Source organism: Roseomonas sp. TF40 (assembly GCF_057219975.1).
Map to the genome: position 1 here is coordinate 304,010 of NZ_JBXVVR010000006.1, position 17,893 is coordinate 321,902.

Consider the following 17,893-nt stretch of genomic DNA (forward strand, 5'->3'; position numbering starts at 1 on the left):
CCTTCGTCATCATCTACCTTGATCGTATGCAATGTCGTGGTAGTGTCCACGTCACTTTACACGCGCGGAGCCCCGCATGCCGCCCGCTTTGGTCGTCTTTCCCGTCCGTGATGGCTATGCCGCGCTCAAGCGCCGCATGGAACGCTGGCGCGCGGATATCGGCACGCCAGGCTGGACCAGGGAGCTGTGGCCGGAGGTGATCGGCACGCTGCGGCTGCTCCAGGCGCAGCTGCCAGAGGCCGAGTGGGCCGACCTGCGCGGCCGGCTGCGCAGCAGCGAACTCGCCGCCGTCGCGCTGGAAGACCCGATGACCCGCTGGTCCTGGGAAAGACCACGCGGCCAGCGCGCCGATGCCGAGTTGATCGACATGGTCTATGGCCATGCCAGCCAGCGCCGGCGCATCGCCGCGGCCACGAAGCTGGGGCAGGAGATGCACCAGGCGGTCTTCACCCTGCCCTCCCTGGTCACGATGCGCGAGCGGGTCGCCACCTTCCGCCGGCTGATCGACCGTGCGGTGGCCCAGAACGGTGAGACGCATGTGCTCTCCGTCGGTGCGGGGCATCTGCGCTCGGCCGAACGCTGGCGGGCAAGCCACCGGCCCGGCCGCTGGGTGGCGCTGGAGCCGGACAGGCTCGCCATCCCGGTCCTCGCCGGGCAGGAAGGGGTGGAGGCAGTGCATGGCACGATCGGCAGCTTCCTCCGCCGCCCCCGCCAGCAGGGGCGCTTCGACCTCGTGACCTGTGGCGGGCTGACGGACCTGATGCCCGATGCCGCGGCCGCGCGCCTCGCGGTGGCAGGCTATGCCGCGCTGCGTCCGGGCGGGCGGGTGGTACTGGCCAGCACCGCCCGTCCGCTGGGCGACCGCCCCTATCTGGACATCTTCATGGATTGGCGCCCGGGCTGGCGCGATGAGGCCCGGATCGAGCGGACCCTGGCCGGCGAGCCCGGCCTACGGGGGGCAAGCTGGCGGCATTTCCGCAGCCGCAGCGGCAATTTGGTGTTCACCGAAATCACCCGCCCCGCCGAGACCGCCCGCCCGAGGCGCCGGGCGGCCTGACCGGCGGGGTCAACCGCCTTCGCGGATTTGGCCCTCAGCCGCCTTCGCGGATTTGACCCTCAGCCGCCTTCGCGGCGGGCGAGCTGGTCGATCTGCTGGCGCATGGCGGTCAGCAGCGCGCCCACATTGTTGCCGCCGCGGGTGATCACGCTGCTGTATTCGCTGCGCGTGGTCAGGCGCAGGCTGGTGCCCTCGGCGATCACGTCAACGATCCTGGGCTGCCCCCCGACCTCGGCCACCCGCCAGTCCAGCCCGAAGGCGGGGCTGCCCGGGCGCTCGACCACCGTGTTCACCAGCACGTCCTCCTCGGTGCGCGACTGGCTGCGCCCGAGCGTGAAGCGCACGCCCTGATATTCGCCGAAGCGCGCGGAGAGGTTGCGGATCAGCACCTCCTCGAACAGCTTGAGGTATTCGGCCTGCTGCTCGGGCGTGGCGGCGCGCCACCAGCGGCCCAGGATGAATCGGCCCACGCCTTCCACATCCACCGAACGGCGCAGGATGGCGGCGACGCGCGCGCGCCGGTCGGTGACGGAATTGGTGCCGCCATTGATCGCGGCCACCAGTTCCTCGCCGGTGGCCTGGATGAAGGCGGTGGCGCGGGCCGGGTCGATCTGCTGCGCACGGACGGGCCAGGCGGCGAGCATCCCAAGCCCGGCCAGCAGCGCGGCGCGGCGCGAAAGTGCGTTCATGCGCGGAATCCTCGAAGGCACGTTGAGACGGAAGGGCGGATCAGCGGGGCGGCCCCTGCACGCCGGTCCCGACACCGAAGCCGGTGCCGCGGGCCGCCGTGGGGGCGCTGTCCCGGTTGGAGATCTCGGCGGCCCGGCGCTGGCGATAGGCGCTGCGGAGCGTCGCATAGGGGTCGAGCGATTCGCGCTGCACCGCATCCAGCACCTCGATCAGGCTCTCGCGCGTGTCGAGTGCGGTGGCGGTGGTGCGGGTGATGGAGAAGACCTGCACCGCATCGCCCGTGAGCCAGGTGAAGGGGTCCACCGCCACGCCGGCGCCCGCGCCGACCAGATCGCGCGGGTTGGACGGGCCGAGCACGGGAATGAACAGATAGGGCCCCTCGGGCGCGCCCCAGACGGCGAAGGTCTGGCCGAAATCCTCGGTATGGCCAAGCAGCCCCCAGCGCGTGGCCGCATCGAAGATGCCGCCCACGCCGAGCGTGGTGTTCACCACGAAGCGCCCGGCGGTGGCGGCTGCACGGGTGGTCTCGCCCTGCAACAGGTCGTTCACCAGGATGACGGGCGTGCGCAGATTGCCCAGGATGTTGCGGATGGCAGTCCTGACCTCGGCGGGCAGGAAGATGCGATAGGCCTCGGCCGCCGGGCGCAGTACCAGCACGTCGATCCCGTCATTCACCGCATACATGGCGCGGTTGAAGGGCTCGATCGGGTCGTTGTTGGCGTTGAACTCGGCCACGGCCTCGGCGTCGGTCGGGTCCGGCCGGGCCGCGCAATTCGCCAGGCTCAGCAGGGCAAGACCTGCGAGCACAAGGGGCGTCACCCGGCGGCGCGGCGGCTCAGTGGTACGCGAAATCGCAGGCAAGATTGTCTCCAGGCGCCGGGTTGCTGCGCGCGGTCCCAGGACTTCCGGGGACGCCGAAGCCTCCTTATATGCGAAGGGTGCGCGGGGCGGAACGCCGAAGCGCGACGGTCACATATTGATGCAGAAGGTCGCGCCGCCCGCGGATGGGCCGCGCGGCACAGTGGAGAAGCTTGACCATGGACATCGCCCACCCCGGCACGCTGAGCCGCTGGATGACCGGCCCGCGCGTCGCCGGCCTGCGTGCGCCGACCGAGATGCCGGCGCCGCAGATGTCCTTCGAGTTCTTCCCCCCCAAGACCGAGGCGCTTGAACAGACCCTCTGGGCCTCGATCCGCCGGCTGGAGCCCCTGGGGCCGCGCTTCGTCTCGGTCACCTATGGCGCGGGCGGCACCACGCGCACCCGCACGCATGAGACGGTGGCGCGCCTGGCGAAGGAGACCTCCCTGACCCCGGCCGCGCACCTGACCTGCGTGGGCGCGACGCGCGAGGAAGTGGATGAGGTGGCGCGCGAATACCTCGCCGCCGGGGTGCGCCACATCGTGGCGCTCCGGGGCGATCCGCCGGCCGGCGCCAGCCAGTACACCCCCCATCCGGGCGGCTACGCCCAGGCCGAGGATTTGGTGCGCGGCCTGCGCCGGATCGGCGATTTCGACATCTCGGTCGGCGCCTATCCCGAGACGCATCCGGCCGCGCTCAGCGCCGAGGCGGATCTCGACTTCCTCAAGCGCAAGATCGATGCCGGGGCGACGCGCGCCATCACCCAGTATTTCTTCGACACCGACGTCTATCTGCGCTTCCTTGAGCGCTGCCATGCCGCCGGCATCACCGTGCCGATCGTCCCGGGCATCCTGCCCGTGTCGAATTTCGGCCAGGTGCGGAAGTTCTCCGCCATGTGCGGCGCCTCGGTGCCCAGCTGGATGGGCCGGCTGTTCGAGGGGCTGGATGAGGACCCCGAGACGCGCAAGCTGGTTGCCGCCACCGTCGCGGCCGAGCAGGTGCGCCTGCTGCAGGCCAATGGCGTGGATGAGTTCCACTTCTACACGCTCAACCGCGCCGACCTGACCTATGCCATCGCGCACATCCTGGGGGCGCGGCCGAAGGCGGTGTGACGCCCGCTACTTCACCCCGATGATCTTCTCCGCGAGGAACAGCGTGCCGGCCAGGGTGCCGGCGAAGATCAGCAGGTGGTTGCGGATCGCATCCTTGCGGAAGACCATGGCCGGGGGCGGCGGCGGGGTGGCGGAAGCGACCAGCGCCGCCAGGCCGCGCGGTTCCTCGGCGGAGGCCCCTGCCCTGGCCTCGGCCAGGTTCGCCTCGATCTCGGCAGGCGTCAGACAGGGGCCGAGATAGGAGAAGCGGCGCGCGGCTTCCTCCGGCCCCACGGCGCTGCCGTCCCAGACCATCCATTGCCGCATCGCCCCGTTCCAGCCGATCGGCAGCGCCGTGCGGCTGGCATCCTCGACGCGCGCCACCCAATGCCAGGGACGGGAATCGGCGGGTTCGCCGGGATGGGCGGGGTTGGGCCAGGCCATGAATCTTCCTCGATCCTTGTCGCCCCGAGGCTAGCCCCGTCCGGGGCGCTACGTCACGCCGCGTTTACGCAGCCAGGCGTAAATCGGCCGCAACAGGAAGGGCGAGAGGAACAGCGGGAACTGGCAGAGCGCGAAGAACAGCAGGATGCGGCTGTCGGTCGCCGCCGGCAGCACCGCGAGGTAGAGCGCCATGTTGCGATTGCCCGAGAGCAGCCCGGCCGAGAGCGCCACCCGCGCCCCCGCCACCTTCAGGAAGGCGATGGCGGTCAGCAGGTTCAGCCCGAAATTGCCGGCGAAGGCCAGCGCCACCCCGGCCGCGACCCAGGCGGGCTCGGCCAGGATCTTCGCCTGCAGCCCATCCATCACGCCGAAGCCGTAGAGCACCACCAGCAGCACCATCGCGCCATCGACGCTGCGCCCGTAGCGCTCCAGCCGCCGCGGCCCGGCCAGGCGCCGGATCACCAGCGAGATCACCAGCGGCAGCCCCACCACCAGGGCGAGGCGCCCCATCAGCCCGCTCAGCGAAATGGCCAGGTCGATGCCGAGCAGCCCCAGCGCCAGCGGCGGCGCGGTGAAGGGCACCAGCAGGGTCGAGAGCACCGCCACCACCAGCGAAATCTCGCCATCCAGGCCGACCATGCGCGCGAAGGCAGGGGAGGAGGTGGCGGCGCAGCCCGTGGCCATGATGACCACGGCGGCGCCCAACGGCCCGTCGAGGCCCGTGGCCCAGATGATCGCGAAGACGATCAACGGGCAGGCGAAGAGCACCCAGAGCAGGAGGCCGCCGACCAGCAGCGGCTGCTTCAGGAAATCACCGACTCGGGAGAAATCGACGCGCAGCAGCACAAGCGTCATCAGGCAGGCGACAACGGGCGTCACCACGTCGCGCGTCGCGGCGGCAAGCGGGGGGATCAGCACGCCCGCGAAGACGCCGAAGCCCAGCAGCGCCCCGCCGCGCCGGGCCGACCATTCCAGGAAGGCGATCAAGGGACCCAGGGGGAAGAGCGCCGGCGGTTGGAGTTGTTCGACCTGTGTTCTATATCGGCGGGGTGCCCCATCGTCACCTCCCCCTCCTCGTTCTCGCGGCGATGCTCGCCGCCACGCCGGCCGTCGCGGCCTGCACCGCCCCCGCCGCGCCGGAGGTGAATTGGCGGCGCTGCCTGCTCGACGGGCGCGACCTCACGGGCGTGGATCTCTCCCGCGCGCATCTGCGCGATGCCTCCTTCCAGCGCGCGCGGCTCGGCCAGGCGGTGATGGCGGGCGCGGACGCCACCGATGCGCGCTTCCTCTCCGCCGACCTCACCGGCGCGGACCTGACCGAGGCCAATCTGCGCGAGACCGACTTCACCCGCGCCACCCTGCGCGACGCCCGCTTCATCCGCGCCGATCTGCGCCGCGCGCGGCTGTTCCGCGCCGACCTGACCGGCGCGGACCTGACCGGCGCCGACCTCGCGGGGGCGGATTTCAACGGCGCGATCCTCGATGGCGTGCGCTGGACCGATGGCACGCGCCTCTGCGCCCCGGGCAGCATCGGCACCTGCCAATGACGACCCCGGGCTACATCGAGAAGCTCAACCCGGAGCAGCGCGAAGCGGTCGAGACGCTGGACGGCCCGCTGCTGGTCCTCGCCGGCGCGGGCACGGGCAAGACGCGCGTGCTGACCACGCGCTTCGCGCATCTGCTGATGACCGGCCGCGCCAGGCCGTGGGAGGTGCTGGCCGTCACCTTCACCAACAAGGCGGCGAAGGAGATGCGGGAGCGTGTCTCCGCCATCATCGGCCGGCCCGCCGATGGGCTCTGGCTCGGTACCTTCCACGCGCTGTGTGCGCGCATGCTGCGCCGGCATGCGGAAGTTGTCGGCCTGAAAAGCAACTTCACGATTCTCGACACCGACGACCAGCTCCGCCTGCTGAAGCAGCTGATGGAGGCCGCGCGCATCGACCTCAAGCGCTGGCCGGCGCCGGGGCTGATGGCGGTGATCCAGCGCTGGAAGGATCGCGGCCTCACGCCGGCGCGCGTGACGCCGGCCGAGGACAGCGATTTCGCCAATGGCCGCGCCACCGAGCTCTACGCCATTTACCAGGCCCGGCTGATCGAGCTGAACGCCGCCGATTTCGGCGACCTGCTGCTGCACATGACGGAGATCCTGCGCACGCGGGCCGACATCCTGGCCGACTACCATCGCAGCTTCCGCTACATCCTGGTGGACGAATACCAGGACACGAATCTGGTGCAGTATCTCTGGCTGCGCCTGCTCGCCCAGCATGAGGACCCGGCCCGCAGGAACATCTGCTGCGTCGGCGATGACGACCAGTCGATCTATTCCTGGCGCGGCGCCGAGATCGAGAACATATTGCGATTCGAGAAGGATTTCCCCGGCGCGCGCATCGTGCGCCTCGAATCCAACTACCGGTCCACCGCGCCGATCCTGACCGCCGCCGCGGGCCTCATCGCGCGCAACACCGGCCGGCTCGGCAAGACGCTGCGGCCAGGCCGCAACGATGCTTCCGGTGAGCGCGTGCGCGTCGTCTCGCTCTGGGACAGCGTGGAGGAGGCGCGCATGATCGGCGACCGCATCGAGACGCTGCGCCGCGAGGGCCACCCGCTCAGCGAGATCGCGATCCTGGTGCGCGCCGGCTTCCAGACGCGCAGCTTCGAGGAACGGCTCACCACGCTCGGCCTGCCCTATCGCATCGTCGGCGGGCTGAAATTCTACGAGCGCGCGGAAATCCGCGACGCCATGGCCTATCTGCGCGTGCTGCACCAGCCCGCCGATGACCTCGCCTTCGAGCGCATCGTGAACACCCCGAAGCGCGGCCTGGGCGAGAGCGGGATGGCGCAGATCCATGCCGCCGCGCGCGCCGCGCGCATCCCCCTCGCCTTGGCCGCCGAGCAGCTGGCGGAGGGCGAGGCGCTCAAGCCCAAGCCCCGCGCCGCGCTGCGCGAGCTGATGCGCGGCTTCGCCAGCTGGCGAAAGGTCAACGAGACGGATGGACACGTCGTCGCCGCCGCGACCCTGCTCGATGAGAGCGGCTACACCGAGATGTGGAAGCAGGACCGCAGCCCCGAGGCGCCCGGCCGGCTCGACAACCTCAAGGAATTGCTGCGCGCGATGGGTGACTACCCCAACCTCGCGGGCTTCCTCGACCATGTCGCGCTGGTGATGGAGACCGACGAGAATGCCGAGCATGAGCGCGTGCAGATCATGACGCTGCATGGCGCCAAGGGCCTGGAATTCGACACGGTCTTCCTGCCGGGCTGGGAGGAGGGCCTTTTCCCCTCGCAGCGCAGCCTGGACGAAGGCGGCGAGAAATCGCTCGAGGAGGAACGCCGTCTCGCCTATGTCGGCATCACGCGCGCGCGCCGGCAGGCCACGATCAGCCATGCCGCGAACCGGCAGATCTACGGCAACTGGACCTCCTCCCTGCCCTCGCGCTTCCTCGACGAATTGCCGGAAGAGGCCATCACGCGCGAAGGCGCGGCCAGCATCCGCGCCCAGCGCATGGCCGATACGCCGAGCGTCTTTTCGGGCACGCAAGGGTTGCTCGCGCGCCGCCCGCGCGTGATCGAGGCCGCCGCCTGGGAAGTGCCCGCAAGGCCGGCGCGGGAGGGCGCGATCCGCCAGGGCGATCGCGTCTTCCACCAGAAATTCGGCGACGGCACGGTGATCGGCGTGGTCGATGACCGGCTCGACATCCGCTTCGACCATGCCGGGGAGAAGCGCGTGCTGGACCGCTTCGTGGAGAAGACGCGCTGATGGCTCGTGATACCTACAGCGGCCCGCGCGCGCGCCGCGCCGACCCGCTGGAGACCCTCTGGGTCGAGGGCCTGCCGGAAGAGGCCGTGCCGAGCTTCGAGGCCGCCTTTCTCACCGCCTGCACCTCCGTCGCACTCTTCCTCGACGAGCCCAGCGATACCTGGCGGATCGAGGGCGTGCGCCCGCAAGGGAGCGACGATGACAGCTTCACCGGCGCGCTCGCCCTGGCCGCGCTGGTCACCGGCCTCGCGCCGCCGGTGCTGCACGCCGCCCCGGTCGAGGCCGAGGGCTGGCTCGCGCGCACCGTGCAGGCCTTCGGGGAGTTCCCGATCGGCGAGGATGTGCTGATCCGCCCCACCCACCTGCCGGCGCGGCGCGTGCATGGGCGCACCGTGCTGACCCTCGATGCCGGCATCGCCTTCGGCTCGGGCGAACATGCCTCGACGCGCGGCTGCCTGATCGCCTTCGCGCGCGCGGCGAAGGACCGCCGGCCGAAGCGCCGGCTGCTCGATCTCGGCACGGGGTCGGGCATCCTCGCCATGGCGGCGGCGAAGCGGCTGAAGCACCCCGTGCTCGCCACCGACATCGAGCCCTGGAGCGTGCGCGTGGCGGCGACCAACGCGACGGTGAACGGGCTGCGCGGGCGGATCCACGCCCGCCTCGCGGATGGCTGGCGCGCGCGCGCGGTGCGCCACGGCCGGCCCTATGACCTCGTTTTCGCGAACATCCTGGCCCGCCCGCTCTGTCGCATGGCGCGCGACCTGGCGCAGGGCCTGGCGCCGGGCGGCACGGCGATCCTGGCCGGGCTGCTGGGGCGGCAGGCGAACATGGTGCTGGCCGCGCATCGCCGGCAGGGCCTGGTGCTGGAACGGCGCCTGCCGCAGGGCGATTGGGCCACGCTGGTGCTGCGCCGCCGCTGAACAACCGCCGGGTTTCAGGCCGCCGGACCCTGCGCTATCCTTGCGTGTATACGGCGCGGCAGAGGGATCAGGATGGCGCAGCCGCCTGAGACGCAGGCAAGGAGGAACGGCCCGCGCTGGCTCGCCGCCAGCCTGGGCGGCTTCGCGCTGATCGCGCTGGGCCTGTTCGGCGCCACCACCTGGAGCGACCGCGCCACCACCCTCGAGAAGGGCTGGACCGAGGCCGAAAACACCGCCGCGCTGCTCGCCGCCCATGCCGAGCGCGCGCTGCGCGTGGCCGAGATCAGCACCGCGCGCGTCGCCGCCATGGTCGAGGCCTTCGGCTTCCATGATCCCCGCGCCCCCGCGATCCTCGCCCGGCTCGCGGCCGAGGCGCCGGAGATCAACGCGCTGGAACTGCTGGACGCCACCGGGCGCGTACTGGCCAGCAGCCTGCCGCGGCGCCTGCTCGACGAAGATCCGCCGAGCGAGGCGATGATGGCGCTGCAGGCAGGCGCCACGGCGCATATTTCCGCCCTGGGCTTCGAACGGCCGGGCGAGTTGCGCGGCTTCACCTGGAGCCGCGCGCTGCGCGAGGAGAACGCCCTGGCCGGCGTCGCCGAGGCGACGCTGCACGCCGAATTCTTCGCGGGCGCGGCCACGGATCTGCGGCTCGGCCCGGATGCGCGGCTCGCGCTGCTGCGCGACGATGGCGCGCTCGTGCTGCGCTGGCCGCCCGAGGGCAGCGCCACTGCCGAAATGGCGCGCCCGCGCCCCGGCGGACGCCAGCTGGAGCAGGGCGCGGATGGCGTCGTCCGCCTCGTCGCCTGGCATGGCGCGCCGGGCATGCCGGTGACGGCGGTGGCGGGGCTGTCGCGCGCCCATGTGCTCGCCCCCTATCGCGAGCGGCTGTTCCGCAATGGCATCCTCTTCGGCCTCTCCACCGCGCTGGCCGGCGTTGTGGGCGCCGCCGCGCTCGCTTCCGCCCGCCGCGCCGAGGCGGCACGCCGGGCCGCGGAGGAACGCCGCCGCGCCCTGCTGCTCGCCCAGGCCGGGCAGGAGGAACTGCTCGGCTCGGTGCGCGAGAGCGAGGCGCGGCTGCGCCTGGCCGAGCAGGCCGGCGGCGTCGGGCTGTGGGATTGGGATCTGCGCGATGGCCAGCTCGCCCTGTTCGGGGAAGTCTTCGCCGAATGGGGGCTGGGCCGGGCGCGGCGCATGTCGGCCGCGCTGGTGATGCGCGGCGTGCTGCCCGAGGACCGCCCCGCTTTGGCCGCCGCCCTGGCCGCGGCGGTGCGCGGCGACGCCCCCCTGGAGGTCGAATTCCGCCTTGCCGGGCTGGGCCGCGTCGCGCCCGGCCGGCCGCGCTGGATCGCGCTGCGCGCCGAGCTGCGCCGCGATGGCGTGGGCCAGCCGCGCCGGCTTCTGGGCACCGCGCTCGACATCACCACCCAGCGCGAGCAGGCGGCCGCGCTGGTCGAGGCCAATGCCATGCTCGAGCGCCGCGTCGCCGAGCGCACGGGCGCGCTGGCTGAGGCCAATGCGCGGCTGCGCGAGGGCGAGGCGCGCTTCCGCGGCATCTTCGACGCCACCTTCCAGATCATCGCCCTGCTCTCCCCGGACGGGACGGTGCTGGAGGCCAATGCCGCGCTGCGCGAACCGGCGCCGACAGCCGAACCAGGCCCGGGGGTGAGCCCGGTGCTCGGCCAGCCCTATTGGGACGCCCCCTGCTGGCCGCCCGATGGCTCGGCGACGGAGGCGCTGCGCGCCGCCGTGGCGCAGGCCGCCGAGGGGCGCTTCGTGCGGCGCGAACTGCTGCTGCGCGGCGCCGGGGGCCAGGTGCGGGCGATCGACGTCTCGGTGAAGCCGCTGCGCGACGAGGATGGCATCGTCTCCCTGCTGGTGGCGGAAGGGCGCGACGTCTCGGCGCTGAAGGCGGCACAGGCGCAGCTGCTGGAAGCGCAGAAGATGGACACGCTCGGCCAGCTCACCGGCGGCGTGGCCCATGACTTCAACAATCTGCTGATGGCCGTGCTGGGCAACCTCGCCCTCGCGCGGCGCCGGCTCGGCCCCGGCGCGGCGGCCGAGGTGACGCGCCACCTGGATGCCGCGGTACTGGGGGCGGAACGCGGCGCGCAGCTGACCCAGCGGCTTCTGGCCTTCGCGCGGCGGCAGGATCTGCGCCCCGCCTCGGTCGATCTGGAGTCCCTGCTGGCGGGCATGTCGGACCTGCTGCGCCGCTCCGCCGGGCCGCTCGCCGCGGTCTCGGTGGAGGCAACGCCGGGCCTGCCGCCGGCGCTGGTGGATGCGCATGCGCTGGAACTGGCGCTGATGAACCTCGCGGTGAATGCACGCGACGCGATGCCCGAGGGCGGGCGGCTGACGATCCGGCTCGATGCGGTGGAGGTCGGCGCGCGGGGGCAGACAGCGAACGCCCAGCACCCCGCGATCCAGCCACCGGGCAACCTCGCCCCCGGGCGTTATCTGCGCATCAAGGTCGCCGATACGGGCCAGGGCATGGATCCGGCCACGCTGGCCCGTGCGATCGAACCCTTCTTCACCACCAAGGGGCCGGGCCAGGGCACGGGGCTCGGCCTGTCCATGGTGCATGGGCTGGCGCATCAATCGGGCGGCGCGCTGACGCTCGATTCCGCGCCGGGAGCGGGCACGCTGGCGGTGCTCTGGCTCCCCGTCTCGGACCGCCCGCCCGCCCAGCCCCGCGCCAGTGCCGAGGCAGAGCCCAGCGGCGGCAGCGGCGCGGTGCTGGTGGTGGATGACGAACCCCTGGTGCTGGAGAGCACCGCCGCGATGCTCGAGGCGCTGGGCTACCTGCCCATCACCGCCAGCTCGGGCCTCGCGGCGCTGGCCGAGGTGGAACTGCGCAGCGACCTCGTGGCGGTGGTGACGGACTACGCCATGCCGGGGATGACCGGGGCGAGCCTTGCCGAGCGCATCGCCGCACGCCGGCCGGGGCTGCCGGTGGTCATCGCCTCCGGCCAGCCGCCGGGGCCGGAGGAAGGCGCCTTCGGCCGCCTGGGCAAGCCCTATTCCCTGGCGCAGCTGGCCGAGGCGCTGCAGGACGCCGCCCCCCGCCAGGCGGCGGAGTAGCATCGGCACGGTTGCGCGGGGCTGGCTTCCAGGGGCAGGGTGCACCGCAACAATGGGGGCCACAGCATGATCCTGCTTTTCCTCGCCGCCCTGCTCTGGGTGGGCGTGCATGTCGGCATCTCGGGCACCGCGCTGCGCGGGCGCCTGGTCGCGGCGCTGGGCGAAGGGCGCTTCACGCTGGTCTTCTCGATCCTCTCGGTGGTCGCGATCACCCTGCTGGTGCTGGCCTGGCGCAATGCCGAGACGACCTATCTCTGGACCGCGCCGGGCTGGCTGCGCTGGATCCTGGCCTTCGCCATGCTGCCGGTCTTCGTGCTGTTCATGGCCAGCCACAAGCGCAACCCGACCGCGGTGGGGGCCAAGGGCCTGGGCGAGGAGCCGCGCGGCATCCAGCGCGTCACGCGCCATCCGATGCTCTGTTCCTTCGCCGGCTGGGCGCTGATCCATGTCATCGGCAATGGCGACACGGCGGCGCTGGTCTTCTTCGGCGCCTTCCTGGTGACGGCGGTGGCGGGCATGCCCTCGATCGACGCCAAGCTGGCCGCCCGCCATCCCGCGCTCTGGCCCGGCTTCGCCGCGCGCACCTCCATCCTGCCCTTCGGTGCGATCCTGGCCGGGCGCAACACGCTGGTGCTGCGCGAGATCGGCTGGATGCCCCCGGTGGTGGGCTTCGTGCTCTGGGCGGCGCTGCTGCATTTCCACCGCAGCGTCTTCGGCATGCCCGCGCTGCTGTTTTAGGACCCGGGCCATCGGACGGGGCGCAAAGCCCCTTGCGCCCGGCCGCACCGCCACGCCAAACCTCGCGGCCACGTGACCACGGGAATCGACCGCGATGCAGGAAGTCCTTACCGCCGCCGACCAGGATGAAAGCCCGCGCGCGCGCCTGGCGCGGGTGATCCTGTCGCAGCATTTCCAGTACAGCGTCACGGCGCTGATCCTGCTCAACGCCGTGACGCTCGGGCTCGAGACCTCGGATTCCATCATGGAATCATGGGGCGGGCTGCTGCACGGGGTGGACCGCGCGCTGCTGTGGATCTTCACCGCCGAGCTGGGCTTGCGCATCTACGCCTTCCGCGGCCGCTTCTTCCGCGACCCCTGGGGCATCTTCGACCTGCTCGTGGTCGGCATCGCCTGGATCCCGGCCTCCGGCCCGCTGAGCGTGCTGCGCGCGCTGCGCGTGCTGCGCGTGCTGCGTCTGATCAGCGTCGTGCCCAGCCTGCGCAACGTGGTGGAGGCGATGCTGGCCGCGCTGCCGGGCATGGGCAGCATCGTGCTGCTGATGCTGCTGATCTTCTACGTCTTCTCGGTCATGTCGGTGAAGCTGTTCGGCGAGCAGATGCCCGAGCAGTTCGGCGATCTGGGCACGGCGCTGTTCACGCTGTTCCAGCTGATGGCGATGGATGATTTCGGCAACATCGTGCGCGAGGCGATGGGCCACCAGCCGCTGGCCTGGCTGTTCTTCATCCCCTTCTCGGTCATCGCGACCTTCGTCGTGCTGAACCTGTTCATCGGCGTCATCGTCGAGAGCATCCAGACCCTGCGCGAGGCCCGCACCAGCGCCGATGCCGCCGCCGCCCAGGTGGCGACGGATGCGGCGCGCAGCGAGGCGCATCTGGACAGCCAGGCGCTGATGGCGGAGCTGCGTGCGCTCCGCCAGGAAATCGCGGAACTCCGCGCCCAGCGTTGACCATCGGGGCCGCGCGGCGCTAGCACCGATCCACGCCGCACCGGATTTGCCCGCCATGCCCCACCCCGCCCGCCGCCCCGTGATGCTCGCCATCCTCGATGGCTGGGGCTGGCGTGAGGAAGTGGCCGACAACGCCGTGCGCCAGGCGCGCACGCCCCACTTCACCGCGCTGTGGGAAGCCTGCCCGCGCGCCTTCCTGCGCACCTCCGGCCATGATGTCGGCCTGCCCGAGGGGCAGATGGGCAATTCCGAGGTCGGGCACCTCAACATCGGCGCCGGGCGCGTGGTGATGCAGGACCTGGTGCGCATCGACGCCGCCTGCGCCGATGGCAGCCTCGCCCGCCTGCCGGTGCTGACCGCGCTGCTGGAGAAGCTGCGCGCGAGCGGCGGCGCGCTGCACCTCGCCGGGCTGCTCTCCCCGGGCGGCGTGCACAGCCACCAGGACCACGCCGTGGCGCTGGCGCGCGCGGCGCGCGCCGCGGGTGTGGCGGTCTGGGTGCATGCCTGGACCGATGGGCGCGACACCGCCCCCGTCGCGGCGCGCGAATTCCTCCGTCGTTTCGAGACCGAATTACCCGAGGGCGCGCGAATTGCCACCGTCTGCGGCCGCTACTACGCCATGGACCGCGACAACCGGTGGGAACGCGTGCAGCGCGCCTATGACGTGATGGTCGCCGCCACCGGCGCGCGCTATGCCTCCGCGGACGAGGCCGTGGCAGCGGGCCATGCGGCGGGGCAGACGGATGAGTTCATCGCCGCCGCCGCAATCGGCACCTATGCCGGCATGCGGCACGGCGACGGGCTGCTCTGTTTCAACTTCCGCGCCGACCGCGCACGCCAGATCATGACCGCGCTGCTCGATCCTGGCTTCCAGGGCTTCGCGGCCGATCCCACCATCCGTTTCGCGGGCGCGGCCTCGCTCACCGAGTACAGCGCCGCGCTCAACCCCTTCCTGCCGGCGCTCTTCGCCCCGCAATCGATGGACGACATCCTGGGCGCGGCCGTCAGCGCCGCGGGGCTGACCCAGCTGCGGATGGCGGAGACCGAGAAGTATCCGCACGTCACCTACTTCCTGAACGGGGGCGAGGAGACGCCCTTCCCGGGCGAGGACCGCATCATGGTCCCCTCCCCCAAGGTCGCGACCTATGACCTGCAGCCCGAGATGTCGGCGCCCGAACTGGCCGAGAAGGCGGTGGCGGCGATCGCGGCCGGGCGGCATGATCTGATCGTGCTGAACTTCGCCAATGCCGACATGGTCGGCCATACCGGCTCCCTTCCCGCCGCCATCAAGGCCTGCGAGGCGGTGGATGCGGGGCTGGGGCGCATCGCGGCGGCGATCCGCGCCGCGGGCGGCTGCCTGCTGGTCACCGCCGACCATGGCAATGCCGAGATGATGCGCGACCCCGTGACGGGCGGACCGCACACGGCGCACACCACCAATGTCGTGCCTGTCTTCCTGATGGGCGGACCAGACGGGGCGCGCCTGGCGGAGGGGCGGCTTGCGGATCTCGCGCCCACGCTGCTCGCGCTGCTCGGCCTGAAGCAGCCCGTTGCGATGACCGGCCAATCGCTGTTGCGGGGGAACTAGAGCCATGCGCCGCGTCCTGTTGCTGTTGCTGCCCCTCGCGGCCTGCGCGCCCGACTACTCCGCCGTGCGGGACTGGTCGCGCACCGCAGCGACGATCGCGGAATACCCGGCCCTGCCGGCCGCCGCCGCGGCCCAGCCCGCGCGGCTGACCGGCCTGGGCGCCACCCCGGCGCCAGATCCGGCGCGCGCAGTGCGGGTCGAGGCACTGGTCGCCACCCAGGAGGCCGCGCGCACCTGGCTCGCGCTGCTGGCCTTCATGGCCGATGACGGGCTGCTGACCCAGCGCGGCAACCCGATGGGCGGCACGGCCGCGCGCATCGAGCCCGCCGACCCCGAAGGTGCAGCCGCGGTGCGCGCGCTGGGCGACCACATGGCGCGCGCCGCCTTCGCCCGCTACCGCGCGCCGCAGCTGGCCTATGCGGTGGATGAATCCCAGGCGGCCTTCCGCGGCACCCTCGCAGCCATGGAGCGCCTCGTGCGCGCGCTGGAGGGCGATGCGGCGGCTGAGCGTGCCGCCCTGGCCGCGCGCTTCGATTCGCTGGGCGCCTCGCTGCGCGACCCCGTGGCGCGCGCCCTGCTGGCCGAGACGCGCGCGGCGCGGGAGGCCGAGCTGGCGCGGCGCGCGAGCCTGACCGCAACCTATCTGGAGGCGCTGAAGCGCATGGAGGAGGGCCATGCGGTGCTGGTCGCGCGCGTGAACAAGCTCTCCCAGACCGACACCGCACGGTTGGTGCGCGCGCAGGAAGCAGCCCTGCGCCGCGCCGCCGCCGCGCTGCCGGGGTTGGCCCTGTAGCGCTTCAGCCGATCAGCCAGAAATCGGCGAGGCTGATGGCAGGGCCGCCGGCGAGGCGCGCGAAGGCCAGGGCCGCGCCGCTGCCGCCGCCATCGGCGTCGTACATCAGGGCATGGCCGGAACTGGCATCGTAGAGGATCACCGGCCCCGCGCCGGTGGCCACGGCGCCAGTCTGCAGCACCGCCGCGGGGGTCACCGCCAGCACGATGCGGTCGATCCCCACCTCGAAGCCGAGGATGCGGTCGATGGCATCGCCGGTCTCGAGGAAGAAGGCGAAGTGGTCCGCCACCCCGTCGGCCTGGCTGATGAGCAGGTCTGCGCCCTCGCCCCCCTCGAACCAATCGGTGCCCGTGCCGCCATTCAGCCGATCGGTGCCCTGCTTTCCGTGCATCACATCGTCGCCCGCACCACCGAGCAGCGTATCGGCGCCGCCCGCGCCATCGAGCAGGTCGTCGCCATTCTCGCCACGCAGCAGGTCGGCCCCGAGCACCCCATCCGAGTCCAGGCCAAGCTCAGCCCCGTAGAGCGAGTCATTGCCCTCGCCACCACCCAGCACGTCGGCGCCGCTGCCACCCTCGAGCCGATCATGGGCATCATTGCCGAGCAGCGTATCGGCGCCGGTGCCGCCCAGCAGCAGGTCCGCATCCTCGCCGCCGCGCAGCACGTCATCGCCGGCGCCGCCGAGCAGCGTGTCCGCACCCGCCTGGCCGCGCAGATCATCGGCATCCGCCTCGCCCAGCAGGCTGTCGGCACCCTCCCCGCCAAGAAGCAGGTCGCCCCCTGCCCCACCCAGCAGCGTATCGCGATGGGCGCCGCCGAACAGCGTGTCGGCGCCGCCCAGGCCGAGGAGGTAGTCTTCGCCGTCATTGCCGCTGGCGCGATCGCCGAAGGCGGTGCCGGCGAAGGCGTTGTCCACCGCCTGTCCGACGAAGCGGAAGGGCGCCAAGGCGTTCATCCAGATGGTCATCTCCACCACGTCGAACCAGGTGGACATCAGGTCCACCGCATAGGCCTCGACCGCCGGGGTGAAGTTGCCCCCCACATGGGGCAGGAATTCATGCGTGAAGGGCCCGGCCGTGGTCGGGTAGTCGGGCGCGGTGAAGTAGGTGAAGGTCGTGTGGCCGCCGATATAGCCCCAGGAAACGGCGAGGCGCTCCATCGGGTCGGAACTGACGAGGGTCATCGTCAGCCGCGCGCGCAGCCCCGTGCCGGGGGCGGGGGCGTCGAAGACCTCAAACCCGGCGATGGTCAGGTCCAGCGTGGCCATGGCGTTTCGTTCTCCTGACGGCACACTGCGCCCCGCCGCCCCCCGATGGCAAGCGCGCCAAGGGGGGGCGGGGTGGCCGCCGCAACGCCACAGGCGGGCACTGGATCAGCCTGCGCTTATCTCGTGGAGTCGAAACGACATGTTCCAGGCCGCGCGGGAAAGCCGGGCGCAGGCATGATCCGGGCAGGCAGGATTCCGTGCGACAGGACGGACAGCGCCCCAGGTTGCTTCCTGGAATGGAGATCGGCGTGGATCCGCGGGCTGCTGACCGCGGAGGAGTGGGTCTTCTTCGAGCCCTTCGTGGTGTTGGCCAGCCCGCCTGGCGGCAGACCCTGCCCGCGTCCGCCGGCAGCGCGGCACGCGATCTCCTGAGTCGCGCGCATCGGCGCGTCTTGGCATGAACCACGCGCCGAACGCGGCACCCGGCACTCGCTGTTGCGGCGGTTCCGGCGCTGGACCGCGTCTGGCCCGTGGGACGTGACGCTGGAAGCCTTGCCCGGTGGCGGCGGCGAGGCGACCCGCCATGAGCAGACCGCCAACGGTGTCCTCGGCTTCGTCGTGCTCTGCCCGATCCGTCTCTGGATCAGGTTCGTCCGCGCGACCTGGAACGCGTTGCGTCCCGATGATTCCATCGGCACACCCAATGCCCTAGCATGA

At 71.9% G+C, this 17,893-nt stretch carries 16 protein-coding genes; 11 read left to right on the forward strand and 5 right to left on the reverse strand.

Annotated features, from left to right (window positions below):
- The first annotated feature begins 76 nt into the window (after positions 1–76).
- Entirely contained in the window at positions 77–1,057 is a 981-nt protein-coding gene (locus AC2D9U_RS18175; RefSeq protein WP_484751616.1) for a class I SAM-dependent methyltransferase, read from the forward strand.
- Positions 1,058–1,116: 59 nt separating this feature from the next.
- Here AC2D9U_RS18175 and AC2D9U_RS18180 read toward each other — a convergent pair whose 3' ends face one another.
- Positions 1,117–1,746, reverse strand: coding sequence for an MlaC/ttg2D family ABC transporter substrate-binding protein (locus AC2D9U_RS18180; RefSeq protein WP_484751617.1), 630 nt, complete (start codon positions 1,744–1,746; stop codon positions 1,117–1,119).
- 40 nt (positions 1,747–1,786) lie between these two features.
- On the reverse strand, positions 1,787–2,566 hold the full coding sequence (locus AC2D9U_RS18185; protein ID WP_484751618.1) for an MlaA family lipoprotein: 780 nt from the start codon (positions 2,564–2,566) through the stop codon (positions 1,787–1,789).
- Positions 2,567–2,784: 218 nt separating this feature from the next.
- On the opposite strand from AC2D9U_RS18185, the gene metF reads away from it, so the two are divergent.
- Entirely contained in the window at positions 2,785–3,717 is a 933-nt protein-coding gene (gene metF / locus AC2D9U_RS18190; RefSeq protein WP_484751619.1) for a methylenetetrahydrofolate reductase [NAD(P)H], read from the forward strand.
- Between the two features lie 6 nt (positions 3,718–3,723).
- On the opposite strand, the gene AC2D9U_RS18195 is transcribed toward metF, so the two are convergent.
- The gene (locus AC2D9U_RS18195; RefSeq protein ID WP_484751620.1) at positions 3,724–4,140 is read right to left on the reverse strand and encodes a hypothetical protein; all 417 of its coding nucleotides are present in this window, start codon (positions 4,138–4,140) and stop codon (positions 3,724–3,726) included.
- A 48-nt stretch (positions 4,141–4,188) separates the two neighbouring features.
- Entirely contained in the window at positions 4,189–5,127 is a 939-nt protein-coding gene (locus AC2D9U_RS18200; RefSeq protein ID WP_484751621.1) for a hypothetical protein, read from the reverse strand.
- Between the two features lie 101 nt (positions 5,128–5,228).
- Between AC2D9U_RS18200 and AC2D9U_RS18205 the strand changes: the two genes are divergently transcribed.
- The 8 genes from AC2D9U_RS18205 to AC2D9U_RS18240 all read left to right on the forward strand — a co-directional run bounded on the left by AC2D9U_RS18205 (position 5,229) and on the right by AC2D9U_RS18240 (position 15,969).
- On the forward strand, positions 5,229–5,687 hold the full coding sequence (locus tag AC2D9U_RS18205) for a pentapeptide repeat-containing protein (protein ID WP_484751622.1): 459 nt from the start codon (positions 5,229–5,231) through the stop codon (positions 5,685–5,687).
- The gene (locus AC2D9U_RS18210) at positions 5,684–7,897 is read left to right on the forward strand and encodes an ATP-dependent helicase (RefSeq protein WP_484751623.1); all 2,214 of its coding nucleotides are present in this window, start codon (positions 5,684–5,686) and stop codon (positions 7,895–7,897) included. Before AC2D9U_RS18205 ends, AC2D9U_RS18210 begins: the two co-directional genes overlap by 4 nt.
- Complete coding sequence (locus tag AC2D9U_RS18215) at positions 7,897–8,817, forward strand: 50S ribosomal protein L11 methyltransferase (RefSeq protein WP_484751624.1); 921 nt, start codon at positions 7,897–7,899, stop codon at positions 8,815–8,817. Before AC2D9U_RS18210 ends, AC2D9U_RS18215 begins: the two co-directional genes overlap by 1 nt.
- A 72-nt stretch (positions 8,818–8,889) precedes the next feature.
- The gene (locus tag AC2D9U_RS18220) at positions 8,890–11,901 is read left to right on the forward strand and encodes an ATP-binding protein (RefSeq protein ID WP_484751625.1); all 3,012 of its coding nucleotides are present in this window, start codon (positions 8,890–8,892) and stop codon (positions 11,899–11,901) included.
- Positions 11,902–11,967: 66 nt separating this feature from the next.
- Positions 11,968–12,639: an NnrU family protein gene (locus AC2D9U_RS18225; RefSeq protein ID WP_484751626.1), complete on the forward strand. Its 672-nt coding sequence runs from the start codon at positions 11,968–11,970 to the stop codon at positions 12,637–12,639.
- Between the two features lie 94 nt (positions 12,640–12,733).
- A complete protein-coding gene (locus AC2D9U_RS18230; protein ID WP_484751627.1) occupies positions 12,734–13,588 on the forward strand; it encodes an ion transporter in 855 nt (284 codons plus the stop codon).
- A 55-nt stretch (positions 13,589–13,643) separates the two neighbouring features.
- A complete protein-coding gene (gene gpmI / locus AC2D9U_RS18235) occupies positions 13,644–15,176 on the forward strand; it encodes a 2,3-bisphosphoglycerate-independent phosphoglycerate mutase (protein ID WP_484751628.1) in 1,533 nt (510 codons plus the stop codon).
- 4 nt (positions 15,177–15,180) lie between these two features.
- Positions 15,181–15,969, forward strand: coding sequence for a hypothetical protein (locus AC2D9U_RS18240; protein ID WP_484751629.1), 789 nt, complete (start codon positions 15,181–15,183; stop codon positions 15,967–15,969).
- A gap of 4 nt (positions 15,970–15,973) precedes the next feature.
- Here AC2D9U_RS18240 and AC2D9U_RS18245 read toward each other — a convergent pair whose 3' ends face one another.
- Positions 15,974–17,236: a calcium-binding protein gene (locus AC2D9U_RS18245; RefSeq protein ID WP_484751630.1), complete on the reverse strand. Its 1,263-nt coding sequence runs from the start codon at positions 17,234–17,236 to the stop codon at positions 15,974–15,976.
- Positions 17,237–17,713: 477 nt separating this feature from the next.
- Here AC2D9U_RS18245 and AC2D9U_RS18250 point away from each other — a divergent pair, with 477 nt between their 5' ends.
- Positions 17,714–17,893 carry a hypothetical protein gene (locus AC2D9U_RS18250; protein ID WP_484751631.1) on the forward strand — a complete coding sequence of 60 codons (180 nt, stop codon included), beginning with the start codon at positions 17,714–17,716 and terminating at the stop codon, positions 17,891–17,893.

What these genes read in the sequence shown, in the direction of transcription:
- AC2D9U_RS18175 (WP_484751616.1), top strand. Translation starts at nt 77, where the DNA reads ATGCCGCCCGCTTTGGTCGTCTTTCCCGTCCGTGATGGCTATGCCGCG.
- AC2D9U_RS18180 (WP_484751617.1), bottom strand. Translation starts at nt 1,746, where the DNA reads ATGAACGCACTTTCGCGCCGCGCCGCGCTGCTGGCCGGGCTTGGGATG.
- metF (WP_484751619.1), top strand. Translation starts at nt 2,785, where the DNA reads ATGGACATCGCCCACCCCGGCACGCTGAGCCGCTGGATGACCGGCCCG.
- AC2D9U_RS18195 (WP_484751620.1), bottom strand. Translation starts at nt 4,140, where the DNA reads ATGGCCTGGCCCAACCCCGCCCATCCCGGCGAACCCGCCGATTCCCGT.
- AC2D9U_RS18205 (WP_484751622.1), top strand. Translation starts at nt 5,229, where the DNA reads ATGCTCGCCGCCACGCCGGCCGTCGCGGCCTGCACCGCCCCCGCCGCG.
- AC2D9U_RS18210 (WP_484751623.1), top strand. Translation starts at nt 5,684, where the DNA reads ATGACGACCCCGGGCTACATCGAGAAGCTCAACCCGGAGCAGCGCGAA.
- AC2D9U_RS18215 (WP_484751624.1), top strand. Translation starts at nt 7,897, where the DNA reads ATGGCTCGTGATACCTACAGCGGCCCGCGCGCGCGCCGCGCCGACCCG.
- AC2D9U_RS18220 (WP_484751625.1), top strand. Translation starts at nt 8,890, where the DNA reads ATGGCGCAGCCGCCTGAGACGCAGGCAAGGAGGAACGGCCCGCGCTGG.
- AC2D9U_RS18225 (WP_484751626.1), top strand. Translation starts at nt 11,968, where the DNA reads ATGATCCTGCTTTTCCTCGCCGCCCTGCTCTGGGTGGGCGTGCATGTC.
- AC2D9U_RS18230 (WP_484751627.1), top strand. Translation starts at nt 12,734, where the DNA reads ATGCAGGAAGTCCTTACCGCCGCCGACCAGGATGAAAGCCCGCGCGCG.
- gpmI (WP_484751628.1), top strand. Translation starts at nt 13,644, where the DNA reads ATGCCCCACCCCGCCCGCCGCCCCGTGATGCTCGCCATCCTCGATGGC.
- AC2D9U_RS18240 (WP_484751629.1), top strand. Translation starts at nt 15,181, where the DNA reads ATGCGCCGCGTCCTGTTGCTGTTGCTGCCCCTCGCGGCCTGCGCGCCC.
- AC2D9U_RS18245 (WP_484751630.1), bottom strand. Translation starts at nt 17,236, where the DNA reads ATGGCCACGCTGGACCTGACCATCGCCGGGTTTGAGGTCTTCGACGCC.